The following is a 19,400-nucleotide window of genomic DNA, read 5'->3' as shown; positions in this document are numbered from 1 at the left end:
TCTATTGCATTTATAAGTTTGCTTTATTAATTGTTTTTACAAGAGGTGCCCAACAGCGTGTTGTTGGGCACCTTTAGATTAGAGTTCAGCAAATGGTCCAAAAATCTCGTAGTGAATATTCTGCTCTTTTACCCCTAAATCACTCAGGCTATCTTTAGCAAATTTCATAAAGCCTAGGGGGCCGCATAGATAATATATGCTGTCGCTAAGCGGTCGTTGGATGTCATTAAAGTTCATTAAGCCCGTGTGTACATGTGAATTTTGTATGCTGCTTTCCCAGTACCAAGTATGGTGCTCCCATTTATGCTTAAGGCAAATTGTTTTCACTCTATCTTGAAAGCTGTGTTGTTTTTCATTGTCACATGCGTGTAAAAACGTGACTGACTCGGAATGATTTTGTTTGTGTAGGTGCTCTAGCATCGCCATCATGGGGGTGATGCCAACCCCTGCAGAGATTAATACAATAGGCTTATGTGTTTCTTGTAGAAAGAAATCTCCAGTGGGTGGTGTCAGCTTAACATGGCTTCCAACATGTATGCTGTCATGTAAATAATTTGAAACAATTCCTTCGTTGGGCTCGCTTTCACGCTTAACTGAAATCCGGTAGCTACTTTGATTGGCTGCATCTGATAGAGAGTATTGTCGAACCTCTGTGTAATCACTTGTTTGTGGTTTGAGTTCGATGCCTATGTATTGACCAGGGCGATAATCAGCAATAGGGCCCTTGTCTACAGGAGCCAAATAAAAACTGGTGACGAGCTTTGACTCGATCTCTTTTTCTAATACGACAAAGTCTCTAGTGCCTTTCCAGCCGCCTGTTTTATTTTCACTGCTAGAGTAGATCTGTTCTTCTCGGTTGATGAAAATATCCGCTAGTTGTAAATAAGCTTTTAGCCACGCTTTTTCTGTCTCTTTACTAAAGGCATCTCCTAAGAAATGCCTAAGGGTTTCTATAATGTGATAACCAACAACCTTGTAGTGTTCAGGAGCTACATTTAGGCTTGTATGTTTATGAGCGGTACGTTCAACGTCATTAGATAGTTTGTCTAAATTTTCTAGGTTTTTTGCGTAGGCCACAACTATGTTAAATAGAGCAAACTGCTGTCTACCCGAGGCCTGATTGCTTAAGTTAAAAATATTTTTTAGTTCAGCGTTTTTCTCAAACATTGATTTATAAAAATATTCGCTTACAGCTACGCCAGCTTCTTCAAGTAGGGGGACTGTATTTTTGACTCGTGTTATTTCGTCTTTACTTAATTCCATATTTCACCTATCTAAGTGTGATTATTGAACTTCAATGCCAAGCCCATATTGCGCTGTGCAGCGCATGGCATAGGCAATTTTGATGCTTGTTGCAAAAAGCAAAATGGATATATGTGCCGCTATTTGAACGCTTATTGGTAGTGCGCTGGCGTAGCCGTAGCTAAGTGAAATAGCTATGGCTATGAGAACGAGAGATCCATAGAGCAGCTTGTTGCCCCAAAAAAGAATGCGTCGATATGTTTGCTCGCTAAAGTCTCTGTATGTAGAAGCTTGGGGGCTTAAGCTTGTTGCTTTGGCTGTTTTCATAAGTGCTCCTTAGTTTCTTGTAATCACTGAAGTGTGTTGGGCTGAGTAGCCATCACCTCTATCTATTACTAGTGCTAGAGCAATCGTTAGACCAGCTTTTAAAAATTGATATATATCAATAAGTTATTATGCTTTGACAACGTTTGAAGTCATTATGACTCCATCTTTTTGTGTCATAATGACTTTTTGTGGTTTGAAGAACTCTTTTGGAGGGTTTGGTTTTGATTTCTGCCGATACACTTATAGATCTTTCTTTAGGTTTGGCTAAAAGTATCAACAGTGTTGATCGTTTTGATCAAATGTTGAGCCATGTTCGCAAGGTGATTCCTTGTGATGCTATTGCTCTACTTCAGTTTTATGGTGATTACTTGTCTCCTATTGCCATGCAGGGCTTATCCAAAGAAAGCCTTGGTCGGCGTTTTATACTTGAGCAGAACCCGCGCTTACAACAAATTGTGACTTCTAGAAAGGCAGTCCGCTTCCCTCCTGATTGTCCCTTACCGGATCCTTATGACGGGTTGTTAATTGCAAGGGAGGGCGCTTTACCAGTGCATTCATGCATGGGCTTACCTTTATATTTTGAGAATAAGCTTGTGGGTGCTTTGACTCTTGATAGCTTAGAGCCTGCCGAATTTGAAGCTATTTCTGAGAAAACCTTGGAGTTAATTGCGTCACTTGCCGCAACCAATCTTTATACCGCCCTTACTTTGGATGTTCTTGAGCACAGCGTTAATCACTCTAAGCAGGTTCTAGAAGCTGTTGTAGGGCAGGGAGGGCAGCAGAGGCATGAAATCATTGGTCTTAGTCCAGAAATTAAAACGCTGAAAAAAGAAATAGCCCTCGTCGCGCCTTCAGATTTTCCTGTATTAATAAGTGGTGAAAGTGGTTCTGGAAAAGAGCTCATTGCCCAAAATATCCACGGCTTATCGCACCGAAGTCAAGAGCCGATGGTGTATATCAACTGCGCAGCGTTACCCGAAAACTTAATTGAGAGTGAGCTCTTTGGTCATACTAAGGGGGCTTTTACTGGGGCCGATAAAGAAAGGGCTGGCAAGTTTCAAGTTGCTGATGGCGGAACCTTGTTTTTGGATGAGATTGGTGAGCTACCGCTAGCCGCCCAAAGTAAGCTGTTGCGTGTGCTGCAAAGTGGGGAAGTTCAAGCCTTGGGGCAAGATCAAATAGTGCACGTTGATGTAAGAGTTATTGCGGCTACAAATCGTGATTTACAAAACGAAATAAGAGCCAATAAGTTTCGTGCGGATTTATACCATCGCTTAAATGTATACCCTGTCCATGCACCTCCTTTGCGTAAGCGTTTACAGGATGCCCCGTTAATTGCTGGTTATTTTATTGAGTTGATCAAAAGGAAACTAGGCATAGGACAGGTTAAGCTTTCCGCTGGGGTTGAGAATTATATTCGCCACTATGAGTGGCCGGGTAATGTTCGTGAGTTAGAGCATTTTATTAGCCGCTCATCGTTAAAGGCAAAAGCTCGGGCTAAAAATAGTGCAATGGTTGTGGTTGATTTAATAGATTGTGACTTAGCTGCTGTCGATAGCTCATCATTACGTTTTGAAGAGGGCTCAAATAGCACATTCATCTCGGGTATGGGGGCTGCTACTAGTGCGATTGATTTAAGTACTGAATCACTTGGTCTACGTGGCGCCATAGATGAGTTTCAACGTGGTTTGATACTTCGAGCCTTGGAGCAGGAGCGGGGTAGCTGGAGCCGCGCAGCAAAACGCTTAAAAGTGGATAGAGCAAATCTGTCTAGGTTGGCAAAACGCCTAGGCATCTCAATAGAGAAGCGTTTAGCTTGTACTAGGCCTTCGAAGTGATTGCTACTGAGCAGGGCGGAATTAATGCATATCTGAAGGTTTAATATACTGCGACTTTATTTTGTAGATGATATTTCTACTCACTGCTCGATTCTCAACAGCTCTGTTTATGTGTCAATAGCAGAGCTATTTAATAGGCATAGCTAGTTCAAATTCTCTTAGCTTTCTTACGCGGGTGCTGGCTATAGCTTCCTGCCATTACTTGTTTTTTTTATTCGGCTTTATAGCGCTTTCTTGCTCTTAAGTTCTTACAAAATCGCCTAACTGAGTCGATAGAAACCCCACTTTCCTAGTATGTGTACGAAGTCTGTGTCCGCTTTTTTATGCTTACGACTTTAGTATTGTTTTGCCTTTTTTCTAATGGAATTGCTTCACATTTTACAAGCTTGCTTGGCTTTAAATACAGCCAGTGTGACTTGTGTGTTATTAAAAATTTTCACGATAGTTAAGGTAACGCCCGAATCGCTAGTCGTTTTACTTACCGGGTTTGTCGTTGAATTCACTTTAGCTGACATGGTTTGTTTAGTGCGATTAATTTAATTTAATCTGTCATTGGGAGAATGTCAGTATGACTTCGTTGCGTGCGATACCGCTTTTAATGCTGTTGCTTGTTTTATCTATAGGGACACAAGCAGCAACTGTAAAATTGGGAGCCTCTGTTTTAAGTGGAGACCAATGTAATTTAACCAGTCAGTGCCAAGCTCATTTTGGGCCTGCTGCGACCGACTGTAAAAATTCACAAAGTTCCGTCAGTGTGTGTATGTGTTCAAGCGACACATGTAACTCTTTAGTTCCTGTAATTCCTTCTGAAGTGGTTGTGCCTGGTCTTATTCAGGCTGAAAACGCTAATCGCTTTAACGATAGCGATACGAAAAATGCAGGCAATGTTTACCGCGATGATGCGCTTGACGTTGAGGCTAGCAAAGATAGCCGTGGTGCTTATAACGTTGGTTGGATCGAGCCTGGCGAATGGCTTGAATACGATATTAATGTTAAGCAAGCTGGTAAATACCGCGTCGATTTTCGTGTGTCTTCAAAATTAGGCGGCGGTCAATTTGATCTTGGTGTTAATAACTCAGTAGCTGCGAGTAACTTAAGTGTTGCAGCAACAGGTGGTTGGCAGTCTTGGCAAACCATTGGCACTGAACTTAAGAGCTTACAGCAAGGTAAACAGCGTTTACGCGTACTTGTAAAACAAGGTGGTTTTAATCTTAATTGGATTGAATTAGTTCGTACAGGTGATATTGAGCCGGCACCGGTATTTGATCAATGTGATACCACTAACCAATGTCGTACTACTTGGTTAGATGCAACCGATTGTAAAAACAGCCGTTCTGATAAGAGCGTGTGTATGTGTGGAGATGTGCCATGTGATAGCGTTATTGTTACTCCTCCTACTCCACTGCCAAGTATAAAGCCGAGTGTAGCGCCTAGCCCTTCACCTTTACCTAGCGTTGCACCGAGCCAAGCCCCAGTACTTGATCAATGTAATACCACTAACCAGTGTCGTACTACTTGGTTTAATGCGACCGACTGTAAAAATAGTCAATCAGCACAAAGTGTGTGTATGTGTGGCACAAGCCGTTGTGACAGCGAACCTACGCCAGAGCCAAGTGCTATACCTAGTGTGTTGCCAAGTGCTGCGCCTAGTATTCAGCCGAGCCCTGCACCTACAACGCCTCCTTCAGGTGAACTTAGTTGTGCACCAATTGAAGCGGTCAGCTTTGATAAATACAAAGGTATTGCAGGTTTTAGTGATGCAGCAACAGATAACAAAGCTGGTAAGTCTGCTTTGCAAATTGCCGCACGTAATGCCATTGCAGCTGCTCAAAAGACCTATAACGGCGCCGATGCTGAGGTGATCTTTAAAGTTAATGCCATGCAAGAAATTGATGGCGAGCCGACTTACACCGTAAAAGTAAATGGTAAAGCGATTGGTTCTGCTACAAATAGCCGTATTCACGGAACAGGTATTGCAGATTACACCATTCAAACTCACACCATTAATGACGCTCAGGTGAGCTTAACTAAAGGTGATTTAATTCAAGTTGAATTTAATAACCATACTAATGGTTTGGTACCTGAAGGCAGCTTAACGGCTACAGCGCGTGGTCGTTGGCACAGCCTTGAAATTTGTAGTTCAACAGACACAACGCCTCCGGTAAGCCAAGGTGATTGTGAGGTGAGTGGTACTCAGGCTCAGTGGCATCGTGTAGCAGTAACCTGTAAAGGTTTAGCTGCTTCAGAGCGCAATGACTCAACCTTCACCAATAATCGTTTTGATGTAAGCTTCAGCCAAGGAGCGACGACGATAACCGTTCCTGGCCACTTTGCCGCTGACGGCAATGCTGCCGATACCAGTGCTGTTGAAGGTGATCACTGGCGTGCGTATTTTGCGCCCCCAACAACTGGAACATGGAACTATAAAGTTTCTTTCCGTCAGGGTAATAACATTGCCGTTAATAGCGATAAAAATGCAGGTACTCCTGTGCAAGGTATCGATGGTAATGCTGGTAGCTTTAGCGTAGGTACTGCCTTGGTTGATGCGCGTGATATGCGTGAGCGAGGACTATTGCGTCATAATAAAGGCGAGCGTTATTTGCGTTTTGCAGGCGATAATAGCATCTTTATTGAAGCGGGTATGGATAGCCCTGAGAACATCTTTGGTTATTCTGAATTCGATAACACCACTAAGTACGATAACGTAGGTAGCTGTAAAGGTATTTTGCATGACTTTAGCGCTCACCAGAACGATTGGCAAAGTGGCGACCCGAGTTGGAAAAACGGTAAAGGTAAGAGCCTTATTGGTGTGCTTAACTACATTGCCAACCGTGGTGTAAATGCCTTTTATGTTATGGCGATGACGGTGAATGGCGATGGCTGTGATGCTCACCCTTGGGTAAATTACAGCGGTAACCGAAAAGCCTTTGATGTAAGTAAGTTGGATCAGTGGGAGCGTGTCTTTAGCCATGCAACACGCAAAGGTTTATTGATTCACTTTATGACTCAAGAAACTGAGAATGATCAGCTATTAAACGGCGGCGCCCTCGGTTTTGAGCGTAAATTGTATTATCGAGAAATGATTTCACGCTTTGCTCATCATCCAGCGTTACAGTGGAACCTTGGTGAAGAAAATACCAATACAGCGGCCCAGCAAAAATCCTTTGCCGACTTCATTCGCGCTAACGATGCCTATGGCCACCCGATTTTCTTGCATACCTTCCCTGGTCAGCATGCAAACTACGAAAAAGTGCTTGGGCATAACACCATCGATGGCCCTACTATCCAGTTTGGCGGTATCCCAGAAAGCGCAACAGGCAGTAATGGCGTATATGGTAAAACCGTAGATTGGTTAACTAAGTCAGCGAATGCGGGTAACCAGTGGGTGGTGACCATGACAGAAGCTTCTGGTGGCGACGCGCCTTTCCCTAATACCGATGTCAGCACTCGTCAGCGTGTTTATTGGATGTGGGCAAACGTTATGGCCGGCGGTGGCGGTTTTGAGTGGTATTTGAAGAACAACGGTACTCACGCTTACGACTTATCAGTGGAGAACCTACGTGAATTTGATAATCACTGGAAGCAGTCTGGTTACTTGGCTCGTTTCTTCAGCGACATCGTACAAGATGAGCTGGGTATTAACTTAGCTGCAATGGAGCGCGACAACGGTTTAACGTCTAACGGTAATGACTGGGTACTTTCTGCACCGGGCGAAGCCTATATTGTATTCTTGCGTAAAGGCGGCAATACCAAAATCAACCTAAGTGGTAGTGGTACTTATAAAACCACGTGGTTTAACCCGCGTACTGGTGAAAAGAGCTTGGGTAATACCCTAACGGCTCCGGGTAATGTCAACGTAGGTAATCCACCTAGTCAAACTGGCCAGGATTGGGTTGTGGTGATCTCTAACGAAGCGCAAGCCAGTTTGCACCCTGATATTGTTCGTACCATTAGCATCGATGAGGCTGATATTATTCAAGTGCCTAGTTCAGCTTGGGCAAGCAGTTACTCTGTTGGTGATGCTTGTTACTGTACTTCGAATGTAGATGGCTCGGTTGCCTCCATGATGGTTAATAGTGCTTTGGGTACAAAAACAGTTGAAGCGATATGTGATGAACTAGGTGCAGGTCCAGGTGCTTCAGGCCGCCCTATGTATAACGATGCTCAGTGTGGTAATGGCCCTGCTAATACCAACACCAACGAAGATTACTGTCCTGGTCGTGTTGATATTGGTAAGGCGGGTTGTGGTCACATTGGTCCTGAGTGGAAAAAGCCTGCATCGCAGCCTAGCCCAAATCCGGGTGGAACCTATGTTGAAAAAGACGGCCTGGTTATTATGGAAGCCGAGAACACAGCTTCGTCTTTAGATAAGTGGGTTAAAAAGACCAGTGTGAACGGTTATACCGGTTCTGGGTATTTGGAATTCACGGGTAATTCGGTTGTATCTGGCCCAGCAACCTCTCCGTTGACTTATAAGTTTAAAGTTAACCAAGGTGGCTTGTATCATTTACATATGTTTATCGCTAAAGAGAACGTGGTCGTTAATGGTGTTAACCGCACAGATGTAGCTAATGACGGTTATGTTCGCCTAGATGGTGATTATTCTGCAGGTCCAAATGCGGGTAATAGCCACGGTAATCACGCGCCACTATCTGCATTACAGAAGAACACCAAGTTCTACGGTGGTAAGCCTAATCAGTTCGAGTGGGCATCAGGTAATCGTTTAGATTTAGGTGGTCATGACAACAAGCGTGTTGCGATTTACAATTTGAAAGCTGGTGAAACCTATACCTTCACACTTTCGGGGCGTTCACAATTATTTAAAGTTGACCGCATTGTATTTCGCCATAGTTCAGTAGGTGTGGGCGCGGCGCAAACAACCAGTAAGCCTGAAACCTTGTAGGTTTTATTGCTGAGTATCTATACGGGCCCTTAGGGGCCCGTTTTTGTATGTGATGTATTATGATTGCTAACGCTAATACATCTAGGCGCCAAGACATCGCTTAAGTAGCCTTGGGCTATTTAAGATAGAGTAAGGTGAGAAGTTTTAAAGCGCTTTGATTTCTTTATAGCGAAAGCATGAAACGATATGGTCGTTAACCATGCCAACTGCTTGCATATAGGCATAACAGGTTGTTGGTCCGACAAACTTAAAGCCCTTCTTTTTTAAGGCTTTGCTCATGGCTTCGGACTCAGCTGTGGAGGCGGGTACTTCACTTTCATTTTGCCAGCTATTGATAATGGGCTTACCGCCTACAAATGACCAAATGTAGGTATCGAAACTGCCGTACTCTTTTTGAATGTCTAAAAAGCATTTAGCATTTGTAACTGTCGCATTGATCTTTAATTTATGTCGGACAATGCCAGTATCAGCTAATAAGCTTTCAATTTTCTTGGGCGTGTAAGCGGCTATTTTTTTGGCATTAAACTGATCAAAGGCTTTTAGGTAGCCCTGTCGCTTTTGCAATATAGTAGCCCAGCTTAAGCCCGATTGAGCCCCTTCAAGGATCAGCATCTCAAACAATAATCGGTCATCGTGAACGGGCACGCCCCATTCCTTATCATGGTGATGGGTTTCAAGTGGGTTCGATACAGCCCAAGCGCAGCGTTTCATAGGAGCTTCCTTAATGTGGCTAAATATATTAATAAGCTTGGATTACATAAGGCGCAGGCTTAGTCGCTTAATTTTTACAGAAAGCTGAAAACGCCTTGTCACTATTTTCAAAACCTTCTTTTTGAGCAAGCTCCCAAGGTCTTTCACATTGCTGGGTACTGATGCACCAAGCGTAACCAGCAGAGCCAATACAGCCGTGCTCATCTTTATCTGACCCGGCTAGTTGGCTTTGTTCATCTTTAGTCGAGCAGCCTATAAATAGGCTGCTTAAGGCTATTACAAAAAACATAGTTTTGATCACTATGAAGTCCTTTTTTATGTGGGCGCATTGGCATGTAAGCTTAGTGAGTTAAGCTTACAGTGCTATGAAAAACTCGTAGTTGTTAGCTTATGTTTCAAATTTACGCCCAAATCTTAACTCATCTGCGTCAGGGATCTCAAAGCGGGGTTCCATAAAATTAAACATATCATCGTTGACATCAAAAGAGTAAACAGAGGGGTCTTTTTCTGTATTGCGTTTATTAACACGTTCTCGGCGGCATTCGGTATTAGCGTTGAGGTAGTGTAGCTCGGCGTTTAAACCCAAGCCCTTTGCTTTGTCGCTAAAGAGAAGGCGCTGTTCTTTAGTGGTAAAACCAAGGTCTAAAATAACCTTGCCACCAAGAGCCAAGATTTGTTCGCTGACTTCCCAGATTTGGTTATAGCAACGGTTTACACGTTCTATCATCCATGTGTATTCGATTTCTTTGATATCTTTTGAAAATAAAGTTTGCATCCAAGGGTCGATAGAGAAACGCACGGCGCCGATTTCTTTTGCGAGAGCAACGGAGTGGGTGGTTTTACCTGCGCCAGTTGGGCCGCATACTAAAATTAGCCTTGCCATAAGATGTATTCCAACTTAAGTATTTCTGGTAAAAATATTCATTGAAAGGTGTGAGGTCTAATTTTCTTCTTATCATCCGAATCTTAGTTTTTTATCAAGAGATTAACTAACTTTTGAACTAGAGGATTGAGGGTGATAATGGTGGGTAAGGCAAAAGAAAAAGCAAACATCCAAGCTTTAAGCCAGATGGAAAGTATGCCCTCGACTAAACCTACATTAAATATACTGATAACTAAGGACATAAAGCAAGACATCAGCAGTGCCATAAAAAAAGAATAAGTAAAACCAGCATATTTGGTAGCAATAAACTTCATAATTATTCCTGTACGTATAGGTCTCTACGCTTAGCCTTATTTTTTAAGGAAGAGAGAGTCTGAATTAGAGCGCCCCTGATTTATACTTAACATTTAGGCTTGTTTACTTCCTGAGCTGCACTTTTTAAGTGCGCTCTTTAAGCTTGTATGTGAAGCTATGAGTCTAAATAGCGCTTTTGCTCTACGTCTAGCGAGGGGCAATATCTCTATAGTCGTAACAGGACGCTTATTTATTACCCCAAAGTTTGGCCACGGCGCGATCGCTGCCTAAACCACCAACAATAAGGCAGCAAAGTCCTGCGGCACTAAATACCAAACCCGGTAATAGGGCGCCAGGGCGGGCCGACATAAGGCCAACTACAAAGATAGAGGTGGCAAGAATGGAAAATAAAACGCCTACGGCTATTAAAATGCTTCGATGCGATGGTTTATAGCTGTATGAGCCTTGCCCGTTTTCGAATAGATTTAGTACAGGGGCGCAAAGTTTACGCAGAGCTTCTTTCACGTTAATTCCTACAATTTATTGCTATTTATTTCAAAGCTGGGTTACTGATTTTATAGAGTACGTGCTCTCTTAAGCTATGGCCTTTGGCTATGATGGGGTGCTCAAAATTGCAGTTTTCATTGTGCATGGCCAAACGCTCCATCACGGCTCGAGAGCGCTTGTTCGCTACTGATGTGAAAGAGTATACCTGTTCAAGCTTGAGCACATCAAAGGCATAGTTTAATGCCGCTTTAGCTCCTTCGGTGGCGTAACCTTGCCCCCAAGCCGTGCGGGCTAAGCGCCAGCCAATTTCTACGCACGGCGTTACTGGCAGCTTATACTGGGGGCTGTTTAGGCCAATAAAACCTATAAACTGAGCATCGCTTAGCCGCTCTACCGCCCAAAAGCCCCAGCCTTGTTGTGCTATTAAATCGCGAAAATAATGAGCCATTGCGGTGCTTTGCTCGGCATTTTGCACACTGGGGTAGTAGGCCATAACGTCAGGGTCGGCGTTGATCTTGGCTAGAGGTTCAAGGTCACTGTCTTGCCATTGGCGCAAGAGTAGGCGTTTTGTTTTTAGTTCGGTAGTCAATGCCGTCTCAATAGTTATCGATGGTTTTGCTGTGTCTTAAATGGGCTTAGCGTTTATGGCCCTTGTGTGATTTGATGCTTTTGGCCTTTTTAATGATTTTCGCTAGGTCTTTAGCTTGGCTGCGTTTTTGAGCAAGCGTTGCGGTTGCCTGTGCGTTTTCACGCAATAGTTTGTGGTAGCTGTTTAAGCGACGGCTTTCTAATTCGCCGTTTTCTAAGGCAGTCCTTACTGCACAGCCAGGTTCACTCATATGCTGGCAGTTTTTAAATTGGCAACGGCGAGCTAGTTGTTCAATATCAGCAAAAACATGTGTTATTGCCTGTTCAATATCGGCAACTTTTAATTCACGCATACCCGGCACATCGATCATCAGGCCACCAGATGGTAGTTTCACTAAGCTTCGATAAGTTGTGGTGTGGCGGCCTTTTTTATCTTGTTCACGAATGTCTCCTGTTGCTACTAACTGTTCATCTGCAAGTGCGTTTAGCAGTGTGGATTTACCTACACCCGATGAGCCAACCAAGGCAATGCTGCTGTTTTTAGATATCCAAGCACGGACATTATTCAGAGTACTGTGATCAAAGGCATTAACGGTTTCAACCGCTATATCGTGTTGTACGCTACGTGCTCGTTTGATATAGCTATCTAAGTTGTCAGTTAAATCAGTCTTAGTTAATACAATGACGGCTTCAGCCCCTGCCTCTGAGCACAAGCTTAAATAGCGTTCGAGTCGGCTTTCTTTAAACTCTTCGTTACAAGAGCTCACAATAAAAAGTGTGTCTATATTTGCTGCGATAGGCTGAATGTCAGTGTTACTGCCTGCACCCACGCGTTTAAATAAGCTCTTGCGCTCGAGTACTTTTTCGATTCGAGTTTGGGCTTCATCTATGAGCACCCAGTCGCCCACGGTGGGTCTATCAAGTGCTGCTGCATCTCTTAGTGTTGGCGCCAGTTCAAGTTGAAGCTCAGCGTTTTCGGTTATTACCGTAGTTATACTGCGTTGGACGGAGCTCACACGCGCTAGCCGGTCGAGTGAGAGGCCTTCTTCTACGACTTGTTGTACAAAAAAGGGCACAAGGCCTAATGTTTGTAGTGTCTTGCTCATAGGAACTGCTCGATACTCATTGGTAGAATCGCTGTGTGGATCTTAAGTGTTTTTATATAAATACGCTAACTTGATTAGTGGCAGAATCACTTAAAGTGGTGGCGTTTTTAAGGGCGTTTAAAGGGCATTACTGTCTCATGGTTTGGCGATTGGGATGGTGTTTGATTTTCAGCATGGTCGCGGATATTTAGGCAGATCTCTTCAGGGGCGCTATAAAATATGCCCCTATAGGCTTCGCTTCGGCATCTCGACAGTGTGCTCTTTGGCTCTAGCTTCCTGCTTCGCCCTATCTCCTGCCTCCATGCAGTCGTGCATCGTCTACTGAGTTACATCTGTGTAACGACCTAGCTCAGAAACCCTTCATTGTTCTACTTAAACCCCCACTTCTAATTTTCTAACTCGAACTTCAAATATGGCGTGGGTAGTGTTAAGCATGGCCGTCTGCCCAGGGAGCGGTAGCTGAGCTCCCATGTCGCTACAGGGATGTAGCTAATTAGGGGAATACAGGAGCTTGTCGAGATGGGGTTATGGCAGCCTGATTAACACTACCCATTCCATATCTCAAACACATTTAAATTGCTCGAGCCTAAGTCCTTAAAGCTGTTCAAGCACAGCGGCAATAATTTATGGGGCCGCAATGGATTAAAGGGGCCTTTTAATAAATGTTGTATCGATAAAACTTAGGCCGCTATAGTCACATATTGATTTGGCAAAGTGTTCAGCTTCTTTTTTACCTCTATGGTCATTGGTGAAACACTTGAGCTCAATGAATTCAACTGCGGCTTGGCCGAGTATGCTTGTCGAGCGTGTTAAGCCAACTTTGTAAGCGCCTGTTCTATTCGTGCTTTGCAACCGAAGCCTAAGCTCAATAGCAAGAATGTCTGCATAGGCATGGCGTACTTCTTTTTTTCCATAGAAATGCTTGCGCAGCTGAATGCATGCTTGTTGGTCATTATCAAAATACATACGCGTACTGGCAAATGCGGTGAGAACAGAAAAGAAAACGCAGATTGCCATCACTGTATACGCAGCCAGATCACTTTCCTTGTTGCTATAGTCGATGACATCGAGCTGAACCAGTAGGATTAGTAAAGCCGGTATGGCAAACAAAATACTTAAGACAAGGCTTTTTCGGTAATAAATATCCATCGCGCTATTTGGGCTATTGATGATTGGCTTGATGCGCTTGAACTTTGGGTTCTACATTCTAGGTTTTAGGTATGTGTATTTAGATGATTGAGCATATTTTTTTGCTGCTCTTTGACACTTATAAGCCCTAGATCATAAGGCTTGTTGGCCGTGATCTAGGGCTTGTATGACTGTATCAACTCGTACTTTGTTTAAGCTAAAAGTTTACTCTTCTGCGGCTAAGTCACAGCTCCAGCCCCAGCCTTTTTGTTTTTGCACAAACTCTTCTGTTTTGCTTTCACAGTAACCTGCTTCTGATTCAGAACGCCACAAGGTTTGAGCTTCACCTTCTTTTTTGTATCGAACTTCGCAGGGAACACTGTTGTCTTGGTCTGTATAGACAAGAGAAATAACGCGTTCTTGCTCTCCATATGTACATATGTAGGTTTGGTCTGCGTATGCGGTACTAGCGAAGGTTGCAAGGATGGCCAGTGATAGTAGCTTCATATAGTGTCCTTAACGTTTTATATCTATTATTTAGAAGAGGGTGATTGTGGTTGTATGATACCTTAATCGTGTATTGCTTTTTGAGATCTAGAGCTATTTGTCGTGTGTGTTTTTTGCCCTTTTAATTCCCAAATACTTATACCATCTATGCAGCTTTTGATGCACTGAGTGACTTCTAAGCCGCATTGTTGAGCATAGCCTGTGATTTGGCCGTGGCGCTTATATGCCTTAAAGCGAAAGTAGTGGCCAGAGCAGCACTCATCTAACTCAATACAGGCTTTGGCTAGCAGCGAGTGTGCTTGATGGTAGTCGGCTATTAAGATGCGTTGAGCGTGTAAAGCCATACGCTGTAAGAGCATGCAGGCTTGATTGGGTTTTAACTCATGTATGCATAAGGTGCAGGTGGCGATATCGTATGTGTCGATCTCTGTAAGCAGGGCGTCACCATTAATAAAGCTTAGATTGTTTACATGGTGTTTTTGTTGTTGCTCTTGGGCAAATAAGATCATGTCTTTATCTAGATCTATACCACAGCCTCTGTGGATTTTGTGGGCGGTTTTGAATAAGAGATCTCCTGTGCCACAGCCAATATCCAATACGCTGCAGCGCTCAGTAAAAAGGCAAGCTAGCTCCTCACGTAGAGGGGCTAGCGCTTTATCTGCAGCATGGGCTTTGAGCCAGGTTTTAAATGACATCGCGGTGCTGCTTAATAGGCTCCTTGCGAATAGGTGAGTTCGTAACTGTGTGAGTAAACCTCAAAAATAAGCCCAAAAGGGTCTTCGACATAACACATCTTATAAGGCTTCTCGCCTGGGTAGTATTCACGAATAGGCATACGCTGTTTACCACCATGAGCAACAATCTTTGCTACTAAGCCTTCAATATCAGGGTCTTGTACGCAAAAGTGAAAGGTACTTGTTTTCCAGTACTCAAAGTCTGTGGGGGTTTCGTTATTCTTAAACTCAAACATCTCAACCCCAATTTTATCCCCTGTCGACATGTGCGCAATTTTAAAAGAGCCCCAGCCAGAGCCAAATACATCGATACACATTTGGCCTATTGCTGTATCGGACTCTTCCGTAATCGTGGTGGGCTCCATAATGTGATACCAGCCCATTACATCGCTGTAGAACTTGGCGGCTTTTTCTACATCTGGAACAGAAATACCGATATGTGAAAAGGTTCTAGGGTAAGTGCTCATAATGATCCTTCATGCTTGTACTTTGGGTTTAAGTGGGGGGCTGCTTAGCAGCTGTAATAGCTTATTCCATCGTGCTTATTTTGTATTATTTTTTTGGGGCTTTGCCCAGAGAAATACTTAACCTCATTAATAAAGTGAGATTGATCGAAATAACCATGAGCTAAGGCAAGCTGGCTGTGTTCGGTTTGTTTTAATAGCTGCGTTGACCTATAGAGGGATCTTAGGCATGACTGAAAACGTGCGCTGCGTTGAAAGTACTTCGCGCTGACGCCGGTGTGGAGTTTAAAGTGTCTTTGGAGACTGCGTTCACTGAGGCTGCAGTCGGAAATAAGCGCTTTAAAACTTAGGTGGTTATGGTAGTAGATACGATCGATAAGTGTGGTGAGCCGATCATGACAAGGCCGTGATTTAAGCTTTTGTAATAGAAACTTATCAAGTACTGCACTTAAATCGGCTTGTGTTTTTGCGCAGCTTAAACTGTTAAATACACTGTTGGGGATGATATGGCTGGCATCAATAAGTTTGTCACTAAATTCGCTTAGTGGGATGCCAAATAAGCGATAAAAACCAGCAGAACGAAAGCGTATTGAGAGTAGTTTTACCTTACCTTTAGTTTTGACTGAGAAATGCCGCTTTCGAGGGCACAGAATAAGGCCTTGGCCAGAGCCTATTTGGTATGCATAAGGAAGAACGGTTTCAATGCTGTCACCCAAGTTGAACAGACACTCAAGCCCTGTACCTGTATATAGATCGGGTATTGCAGTACCGGCGGCTAAGTTCCAACTCCAGTATTGAGCAATATAAGGAGCTAGAAGCGGGTGTGGCTGTTGGATGATGCTAAGCATGGCTTACCTTCGGTCTAGCTTGCAAATAAGCTATCACCACTAGTATTTCCTAAACAGGGGTGCGGATCAAATCGTACAACACCAATATTGGCTTTGCCCTGAGCTGCTGTGGTGACAAGAGCCACACCTTGGTGGCCAAAACCTGCACACAGTTCAATAGCGCTTATGCCTTCCTCTATAAGTAGCTCTACTTGTTCGCAAGCTTCTTGGTAGTTTTTTACGGCCAGTGTTTTGACTTCAACTTCAGGTGTTTTTACCCAAGAGCAGTGCGTTACCGGGCTGGTCTTGGGGGCGATAAAGATAAAAGCGGCTCTAAACATGGGCTTAACTAGCTCCTAAGTGTGATTGTGAAGCGCTACTGTAGCCAGTGTTTAATGTTTAAAATTGTAAAAAAACGCCAATATCCTATGAATTGTTATTTAGTACGGGGTTGGAAAGCCTTACGCGGGCCTTTTATGCTTATTAAGACCTTCGCTGACTAAAGCTTCAATGGTTTCACTTAGCTCAATTGGCGACTTATAGTATTGAATAGACTGCTGTAAGGCCAAGGTTCTGAGCTCTTGTTGAGTCTGTGTTAAAGAGTTTTTAATCTCTTGGTAGGAAAATTGTTTGTCGCTGGCGAAGTAAATATGATCAGCCGATACTCTGTTTCTTTTTATCGAGCCTGCGAGCTTTTTCTCACAACGACACTTGGCACAGCTACTTACAAGGCCACAGCTACTTTGAGTAAACGCCACGACTTTGGTCCTAGCTCTTGAAAGCTGTTGGCGAAAGTTGCTTTTACTGATGTCTAGTATCGCGCTGGCTTCACTGTGCTCCATGTCATAAATGTCCCCTAGTATATAGGCCATTCTGTGCGCTGGTTTTAAACATAGGAGCATGGCCATGGTGCAGGATATACGTAGCTCATTGAGTAAAATGGGATAGCTGGGTTTGTTTTTAAGTTCGCTCTGTTCTTGTAAGTCACTTTCTAGATCTTGTTTATAAAGATCGAAGTTCAAACCAAGGTCTTTGTTAAGTACTTTCTTTTCGGTTAGCAGGTAGTTGGCGGCTAGGCGGTGTACCCACGTAGTAAACTGGCTTTCGAAGCGAAATGAAGAAAGTCGAGTAATAACCTTAATAAGAATTTCTTGTGTCGCGTCTTTGGCGTCTTCAGGGTTAACCAGCATTCGTAAGGCAAGGTAATAAACCTTATCTTGAATAGCGGCTGTGACTCCTTCCAATGCGGTTTTATTGCCTGTTATTGCTTGCTTAACTAGCTGTTCGATTTCCACATGCTTACCTACTGTTTGATATGTGTATCTAGATGCATGCACCTTAATATAAAGGTGCATGCAAATACGTATCTGAGAGCTTATATCGGTGTGCTCAGTTGTTTTCTAATAAGCTGCTGCCATAAGGGTTATCTAGCACGAGTCGCCAACTATTGTCCTCTTGTTGGCGAAGCACTGCTACAGACAAGCCACTTTGCTCAATATCCGTGCCATCGGGAGTTTGGCCTTTCATTATCCAAGGGGCGATATGTAAAGCAATGCCGTTGGCAATATGCACTTCGTGGCCTTTGGGGTAGGCAAACTGCGGCTTGATCTGAAATGCAGCTTCAAACTTGTGTTGAACTTCTGTTGTATCGGATGTTGCGGATCTTGGTTCAAACATAACGGCTGCACCTTCTTCATAGTTTGCCATTACTTGATCGATGTGTTGTTGGTGAAACGCCGATGTCATGTTATTGATGCAGTCGATTACTTTGTTTTGCTCGTTGTCCATTGTTTTTCCTTTACTGAAAGTAACAGAGCCTGAATAAGGCTCTTGCTAGCGTTAAAGTCGGTACGTCTTAAAAAGTGGACGTACTTATACTTAGACGGCAAAGCGAAAACATGTGTGACAACAAATCTTCTATTTTTTACTAAATTGAAATAGCTAGAGTTAGCTTAGTCTTGAGTGATGGCTTTAATCACTTTAGCGGGGTTGCCTGCGATCACAAAGTTATTGCTAAAACTCTTGGTGACCACTGAGCCGGAGGCCACCACAACATTGTCGCCAAGTGTGACGCCTGGGTTAATGACGGCATGACCACCTATCCAACAGTTATTGCCGATGCTAATAGGCTTGGCAAATTCTAAGCCGCTAAGTCGTGAAAGGGGCTCAGTAGGGTGAGTTGCAGTGTAAATACCCACTTGTGGTCCGAGCTTACAATGATTGCCAAAGGTGACCTTGGCAACATCCAGTATGACGCAGCCAAAATTGGCATAAAAGTGCTCACCAAGCTCAATATTAAAGCCATAGTCGCAGTTGAATGTCTGCTCTACATATAGGTTTTGGCCACATCTGCCCAATAGCTGATTGAGGAGTTCTATACGCTCTTCTTGTTTATTTGCGGAGCTAAGGTTAAAACGTTCACACAATAGTCGAGCGTTTAGCCTTAATGCGGAGAGCTCGGCATCACTTGGGTCGTATAACTGGCCGGCCAGCATTTTTTCTTTTTCCGACATAAAGCCTCTCTCCTTGTGCTGCTTACTCACTTTGGTTTGTGTATTGCCCATAGTTTACTGTTAACAGGGGCCACTGCTGCAACCACTGTTTTTGAGATATACGCTCATTAAAACAAGCGATGGACCTTACCGGATTATAAGTAACACTTAATTCAAATAAAGCATCTAGGGAAAAAGCGCTAATAAATTCGAAGCTTCCGTCTTCTAATAACCTTACAGCAACGGCAGTTTCTTGCTCTGGCCAAAATGACATGGCATCAATCACATCTCTGTAGGGGCGGTCACCATTGTTAATATGCATCAAAGCTTGATTTTTAACTTGCCAGCGTACGGATGTTAATTGTTTTGTTAGTCTCGTTTCGATGTCTTTATTGTGTTCATTGGTTGTGTCGGGGCAGAAATAAACAACATCAATGTCGTTAAGTTTAGAGGCCTGCGATTTTTTATGTGTCGCATCCCAGGCAAGATTCCTAAGAAAGCCCGCAGCTATATAGGCTTGTGGTAGCTGCAATGATCTTACTAGCTCCAGTGCAGACATGCGGATTTTATCTTGTTTTAGCAGAAATGACAGGCGATCTTGGCTTGTTATTGATGTTTTCATCAGTTTTTTCTTAAGTGTGTTTTTCCATGTGGGGAGCTCTTAATGTGTTTTTATAATGTAAGTGTGCTTTGCCTTTGAATGATGCTTTTAAACAAGGGGGAAGCCTAACACCTAGCTATGAACACTAAAAGATAGCAGCGACGTCGTTATTAATGCCTTGTGAGCAGGTCTTATTACAGCGACTTAAAAATAAAATAATTTCGTCATTAATCTTTTGCACGATTGTC

21 protein-coding genes are annotated in these 19,400 nt (G+C 43.4%); 2 read left to right on the top strand and 19 right to left on the bottom strand.

Features of this window, described 5'->3' with window-relative positions; genetic code table 11:
• Positions 1-78: 78 nt before the first annotated feature.
• The gene (gene hmpA / locus AB1S55_RS17795) at positions 79-1,263 is read right to left on the bottom strand and encodes an NO-inducible flavohemoprotein (protein WP_370979534.1); all 1,185 of its coding nucleotides are present in this window, start codon (positions 1,261-1,263) and stop codon (positions 79-81) included.
• Positions 1,264-1,284: 21 nt separating this feature from the next.
• Positions 1,285-1,569: a hypothetical protein gene (locus AB1S55_RS17790; protein WP_370979533.1), complete on the bottom strand. Its 285-nt coding sequence runs from the start codon at positions 1,567-1,569 to the stop codon at positions 1,285-1,287.
• A 221-nt stretch (positions 1,570-1,790) separates the two neighbouring features.
• Between AB1S55_RS17790 and norR the strand changes: the two genes are divergently transcribed.
• Positions 1,791-3,407 (top strand): nitric oxide reductase transcriptional regulator NorR, encoded by a 1,617-nt coding sequence (norR, locus tag AB1S55_RS17785; RefSeq protein ID WP_370979532.1) that lies wholly within the window; start codon positions 1,791-1,793, stop codon positions 3,405-3,407.
• Between the two features lie 568 nt (positions 3,408-3,975).
• A complete protein-coding gene (locus AB1S55_RS17780) occupies positions 3,976-8,310 on the top strand; it encodes a carbohydrate-binding protein (protein ID WP_370979531.1) in 4,335 nt (1,444 codons plus the stop codon).
• A gap of 144 nt (positions 8,311-8,454) precedes the next feature.
• Here AB1S55_RS17780 and AB1S55_RS17775 read toward each other — a convergent pair whose 3' ends face one another.
• The 17 genes from AB1S55_RS17775 to AB1S55_RS17695 all read right to left on the bottom strand — a co-directional run bounded on the left by AB1S55_RS17775 (position 8,455) and on the right by AB1S55_RS17695 (position 19,173).
• On the bottom strand, positions 8,455-9,021 hold the full coding sequence (locus AB1S55_RS17775) for a DNA-3-methyladenine glycosylase I (RefSeq protein WP_370979530.1): 567 nt from the start codon (positions 9,019-9,021) through the stop codon (positions 8,455-8,457).
• Between the two features lie 67 nt (positions 9,022-9,088).
• Positions 9,089-9,310: a hypothetical protein gene (locus AB1S55_RS17770; protein WP_370979529.1), complete on the bottom strand. Its 222-nt coding sequence runs from the start codon at positions 9,308-9,310 to the stop codon at positions 9,089-9,091.
• Between the two features lie 99 nt (positions 9,311-9,409).
• Positions 9,410-9,904 (bottom strand): AAA family ATPase, encoded by a 495-nt coding sequence (locus AB1S55_RS17765; protein WP_370979528.1) that lies wholly within the window; start codon positions 9,902-9,904, stop codon positions 9,410-9,412.
• An 83-nt stretch (positions 9,905-9,987) separates the two neighbouring features.
• A complete protein-coding gene (locus AB1S55_RS17760; RefSeq protein ID WP_370979527.1) occupies positions 9,988-10,218 on the bottom strand; it encodes a DUF2798 domain-containing protein in 231 nt (76 codons plus the stop codon).
• A gap of 226 nt (positions 10,219-10,444) precedes the next feature.
• Positions 10,445-10,723 carry a hypothetical protein gene (locus AB1S55_RS17755; RefSeq protein WP_370979526.1) on the bottom strand — a complete coding sequence of 93 codons (279 nt, stop codon included), beginning with the start codon at positions 10,721-10,723 and terminating at the stop codon, positions 10,445-10,447.
• 25 nt (positions 10,724-10,748) lie between these two features.
• Positions 10,749-11,294, bottom strand: coding sequence for a GNAT family N-acetyltransferase (locus AB1S55_RS17750; protein ID WP_370979525.1), 546 nt, complete (start codon positions 11,292-11,294; stop codon positions 10,749-10,751).
• 46 nt (positions 11,295-11,340) lie between these two features.
• Positions 11,341-12,399 (bottom strand): ribosome small subunit-dependent GTPase A, encoded by a 1,059-nt coding sequence (gene rsgA / locus AB1S55_RS17745; protein ID WP_370979524.1) that lies wholly within the window; start codon positions 12,397-12,399, stop codon positions 11,341-11,343.
• A gap of 642 nt (positions 12,400-13,041) precedes the next feature.
• Complete coding sequence (locus AB1S55_RS17740; protein WP_370979523.1) at positions 13,042-13,548, bottom strand: hypothetical protein; 507 nt, start codon at positions 13,546-13,548, stop codon at positions 13,042-13,044.
• 204 nt (positions 13,549-13,752) lie between these two features.
• Positions 13,753-14,034 (bottom strand): hypothetical protein, encoded by a 282-nt coding sequence (locus AB1S55_RS17735; protein WP_370979522.1) that lies wholly within the window; start codon positions 14,032-14,034, stop codon positions 13,753-13,755.
• A gap of 62 nt (positions 14,035-14,096) precedes the next feature.
• Positions 14,097-14,729, bottom strand: a complete 633-nt coding sequence (locus AB1S55_RS17730) for a class I SAM-dependent methyltransferase (protein WP_370979521.1) — start codon at positions 14,727-14,729, stop codon at positions 14,097-14,099.
• Positions 14,730-14,740: 11 nt separating this feature from the next.
• Positions 14,741-15,235, bottom strand: coding sequence for a lactoylglutathione lyase family protein (locus AB1S55_RS17725; protein ID WP_370979520.1), 495 nt, complete (start codon positions 15,233-15,235; stop codon positions 14,741-14,743).
• Between the two features lie 44 nt (positions 15,236-15,279).
• Positions 15,280-16,080 carry a DUF6597 domain-containing transcriptional factor gene (locus AB1S55_RS17720; RefSeq protein WP_370979519.1) on the bottom strand — a complete coding sequence of 267 codons (801 nt, stop codon included), beginning with the start codon at positions 16,078-16,080 and terminating at the stop codon, positions 15,280-15,282.
• A gap of 14 nt (positions 16,081-16,094) precedes the next feature.
• On the bottom strand, positions 16,095-16,400 hold the full coding sequence (locus AB1S55_RS17715) for a DUF6506 family protein (protein ID WP_370979518.1): 306 nt from the start codon (positions 16,398-16,400) through the stop codon (positions 16,095-16,097).
• Between the two features lie 120 nt (positions 16,401-16,520).
• Positions 16,521-17,354 carry an RNA polymerase sigma factor gene (locus AB1S55_RS17710; protein WP_370979517.1) on the bottom strand — a complete coding sequence of 278 codons (834 nt, stop codon included), beginning with the start codon at positions 17,352-17,354 and terminating at the stop codon, positions 16,521-16,523.
• A gap of 94 nt (positions 17,355-17,448) precedes the next feature.
• Positions 17,449-17,847, bottom strand: a complete 399-nt coding sequence (locus tag AB1S55_RS17705; RefSeq protein ID WP_370979516.1) for a hypothetical protein — start codon at positions 17,845-17,847, stop codon at positions 17,449-17,451.
• 164 nt (positions 17,848-18,011) lie between these two features.
• Complete coding sequence (locus tag AB1S55_RS17700; RefSeq protein WP_370979515.1) at positions 18,012-18,572, bottom strand: sugar O-acetyltransferase; 561 nt, start codon at positions 18,570-18,572, stop codon at positions 18,012-18,014.
• A 22-nt stretch (positions 18,573-18,594) separates the two neighbouring features.
• Complete coding sequence (locus AB1S55_RS17695; RefSeq protein ID WP_370979514.1) at positions 18,595-19,173, bottom strand: nucleotidyltransferase family protein; 579 nt, start codon at positions 19,171-19,173, stop codon at positions 18,595-18,597.
• Positions 19,174-19,400: the final 227 nt, after the last annotated feature.

It is taken from the genome of Agaribacterium sp. ZY112 (assembly GCF_041346925.1).
Classification (GTDB): domain Bacteria; phylum Pseudomonadota; class Gammaproteobacteria; order Pseudomonadales; family Cellvibrionaceae; genus Agaribacterium.
The sequence above is the reverse complement of the archived record's forward strand: the minus strand, read 5'-3'. Positions and strand labels throughout refer to the sequence as shown.

Coding starts and splice junctions, on each gene's coding strand:
- hmpA (WP_370979534.1), bottom strand. CDS start 1,263: ATGGAATTAAGTAAAGACGAAATAACACGAGTCAAAAATACAGTCCCC.
- AB1S55_RS17790 (WP_370979533.1), bottom strand. CDS start 1,569: ATGAAAACAGCCAAAGCAACAAGCTTAAGCCCCCAAGCTTCTACATAC.
- AB1S55_RS17780 (WP_370979531.1), top strand. CDS start 3,976: ATGACTTCGTTGCGTGCGATACCGCTTTTAATGCTGTTGCTTGTTTTA.
- AB1S55_RS17775 (WP_370979530.1), bottom strand. CDS start 9,021: ATGAAACGCTGCGCTTGGGCTGTATCGAACCCACTTGAAACCCATCAC.
- AB1S55_RS17770 (WP_370979529.1), bottom strand. CDS start 9,310: ATGTTTTTTGTAATAGCCTTAAGCAGCCTATTTATAGGCTGCTCGACT.
- AB1S55_RS17765 (WP_370979528.1), bottom strand. CDS start 9,904: ATGGCAAGGCTAATTTTAGTATGCGGCCCAACTGGCGCAGGTAAAACC.
- AB1S55_RS17760 (WP_370979527.1), bottom strand. CDS start 10,218: ATGAAGTTTATTGCTACCAAATATGCTGGTTTTACTTATTCTTTTTTT.
- rsgA (WP_370979524.1), bottom strand. CDS start 12,399: ATGAGCAAGACACTACAAACATTAGGCCTTGTGCCCTTTTTTGTACAA.
- AB1S55_RS17740 (WP_370979523.1), bottom strand. CDS start 13,548: ATGGATATTTATTACCGAAAAAGCCTTGTCTTAAGTATTTTGTTTGCC.
- AB1S55_RS17735 (WP_370979522.1), bottom strand. CDS start 14,034: ATGAAGCTACTATCACTGGCCATCCTTGCAACCTTCGCTAGTACCGCA.
- AB1S55_RS17730 (WP_370979521.1), bottom strand. CDS start 14,729: ATGTCATTTAAAACCTGGCTCAAAGCCCATGCTGCAGATAAAGCGCTA.
- AB1S55_RS17725 (WP_370979520.1), bottom strand. CDS start 15,235: ATGAGCACTTACCCTAGAACCTTTTCACATATCGGTATTTCTGTTCCA.
- AB1S55_RS17720 (WP_370979519.1), bottom strand. CDS start 16,080: ATGCTTAGCATCATCCAACAGCCACACCCGCTTCTAGCTCCTTATATT.
- AB1S55_RS17715 (WP_370979518.1), bottom strand. CDS start 16,400: ATGTTTAGAGCCGCTTTTATCTTTATCGCCCCCAAGACCAGCCCGGTA.
- AB1S55_RS17705 (WP_370979516.1), bottom strand. CDS start 17,847: ATGGACAACGAGCAAAACAAAGTAATCGACTGCATCAATAACATGACA.
- AB1S55_RS17700 (WP_370979515.1), bottom strand. CDS start 18,572: ATGTCGGAAAAAGAAAAAATGCTGGCCGGCCAGTTATACGACCCAAGT.
- AB1S55_RS17695 (WP_370979514.1), bottom strand. CDS start 19,173: ATGAAAACATCAATAACAAGCCAAGATCGCCTGTCATTTCTGCTAAAA.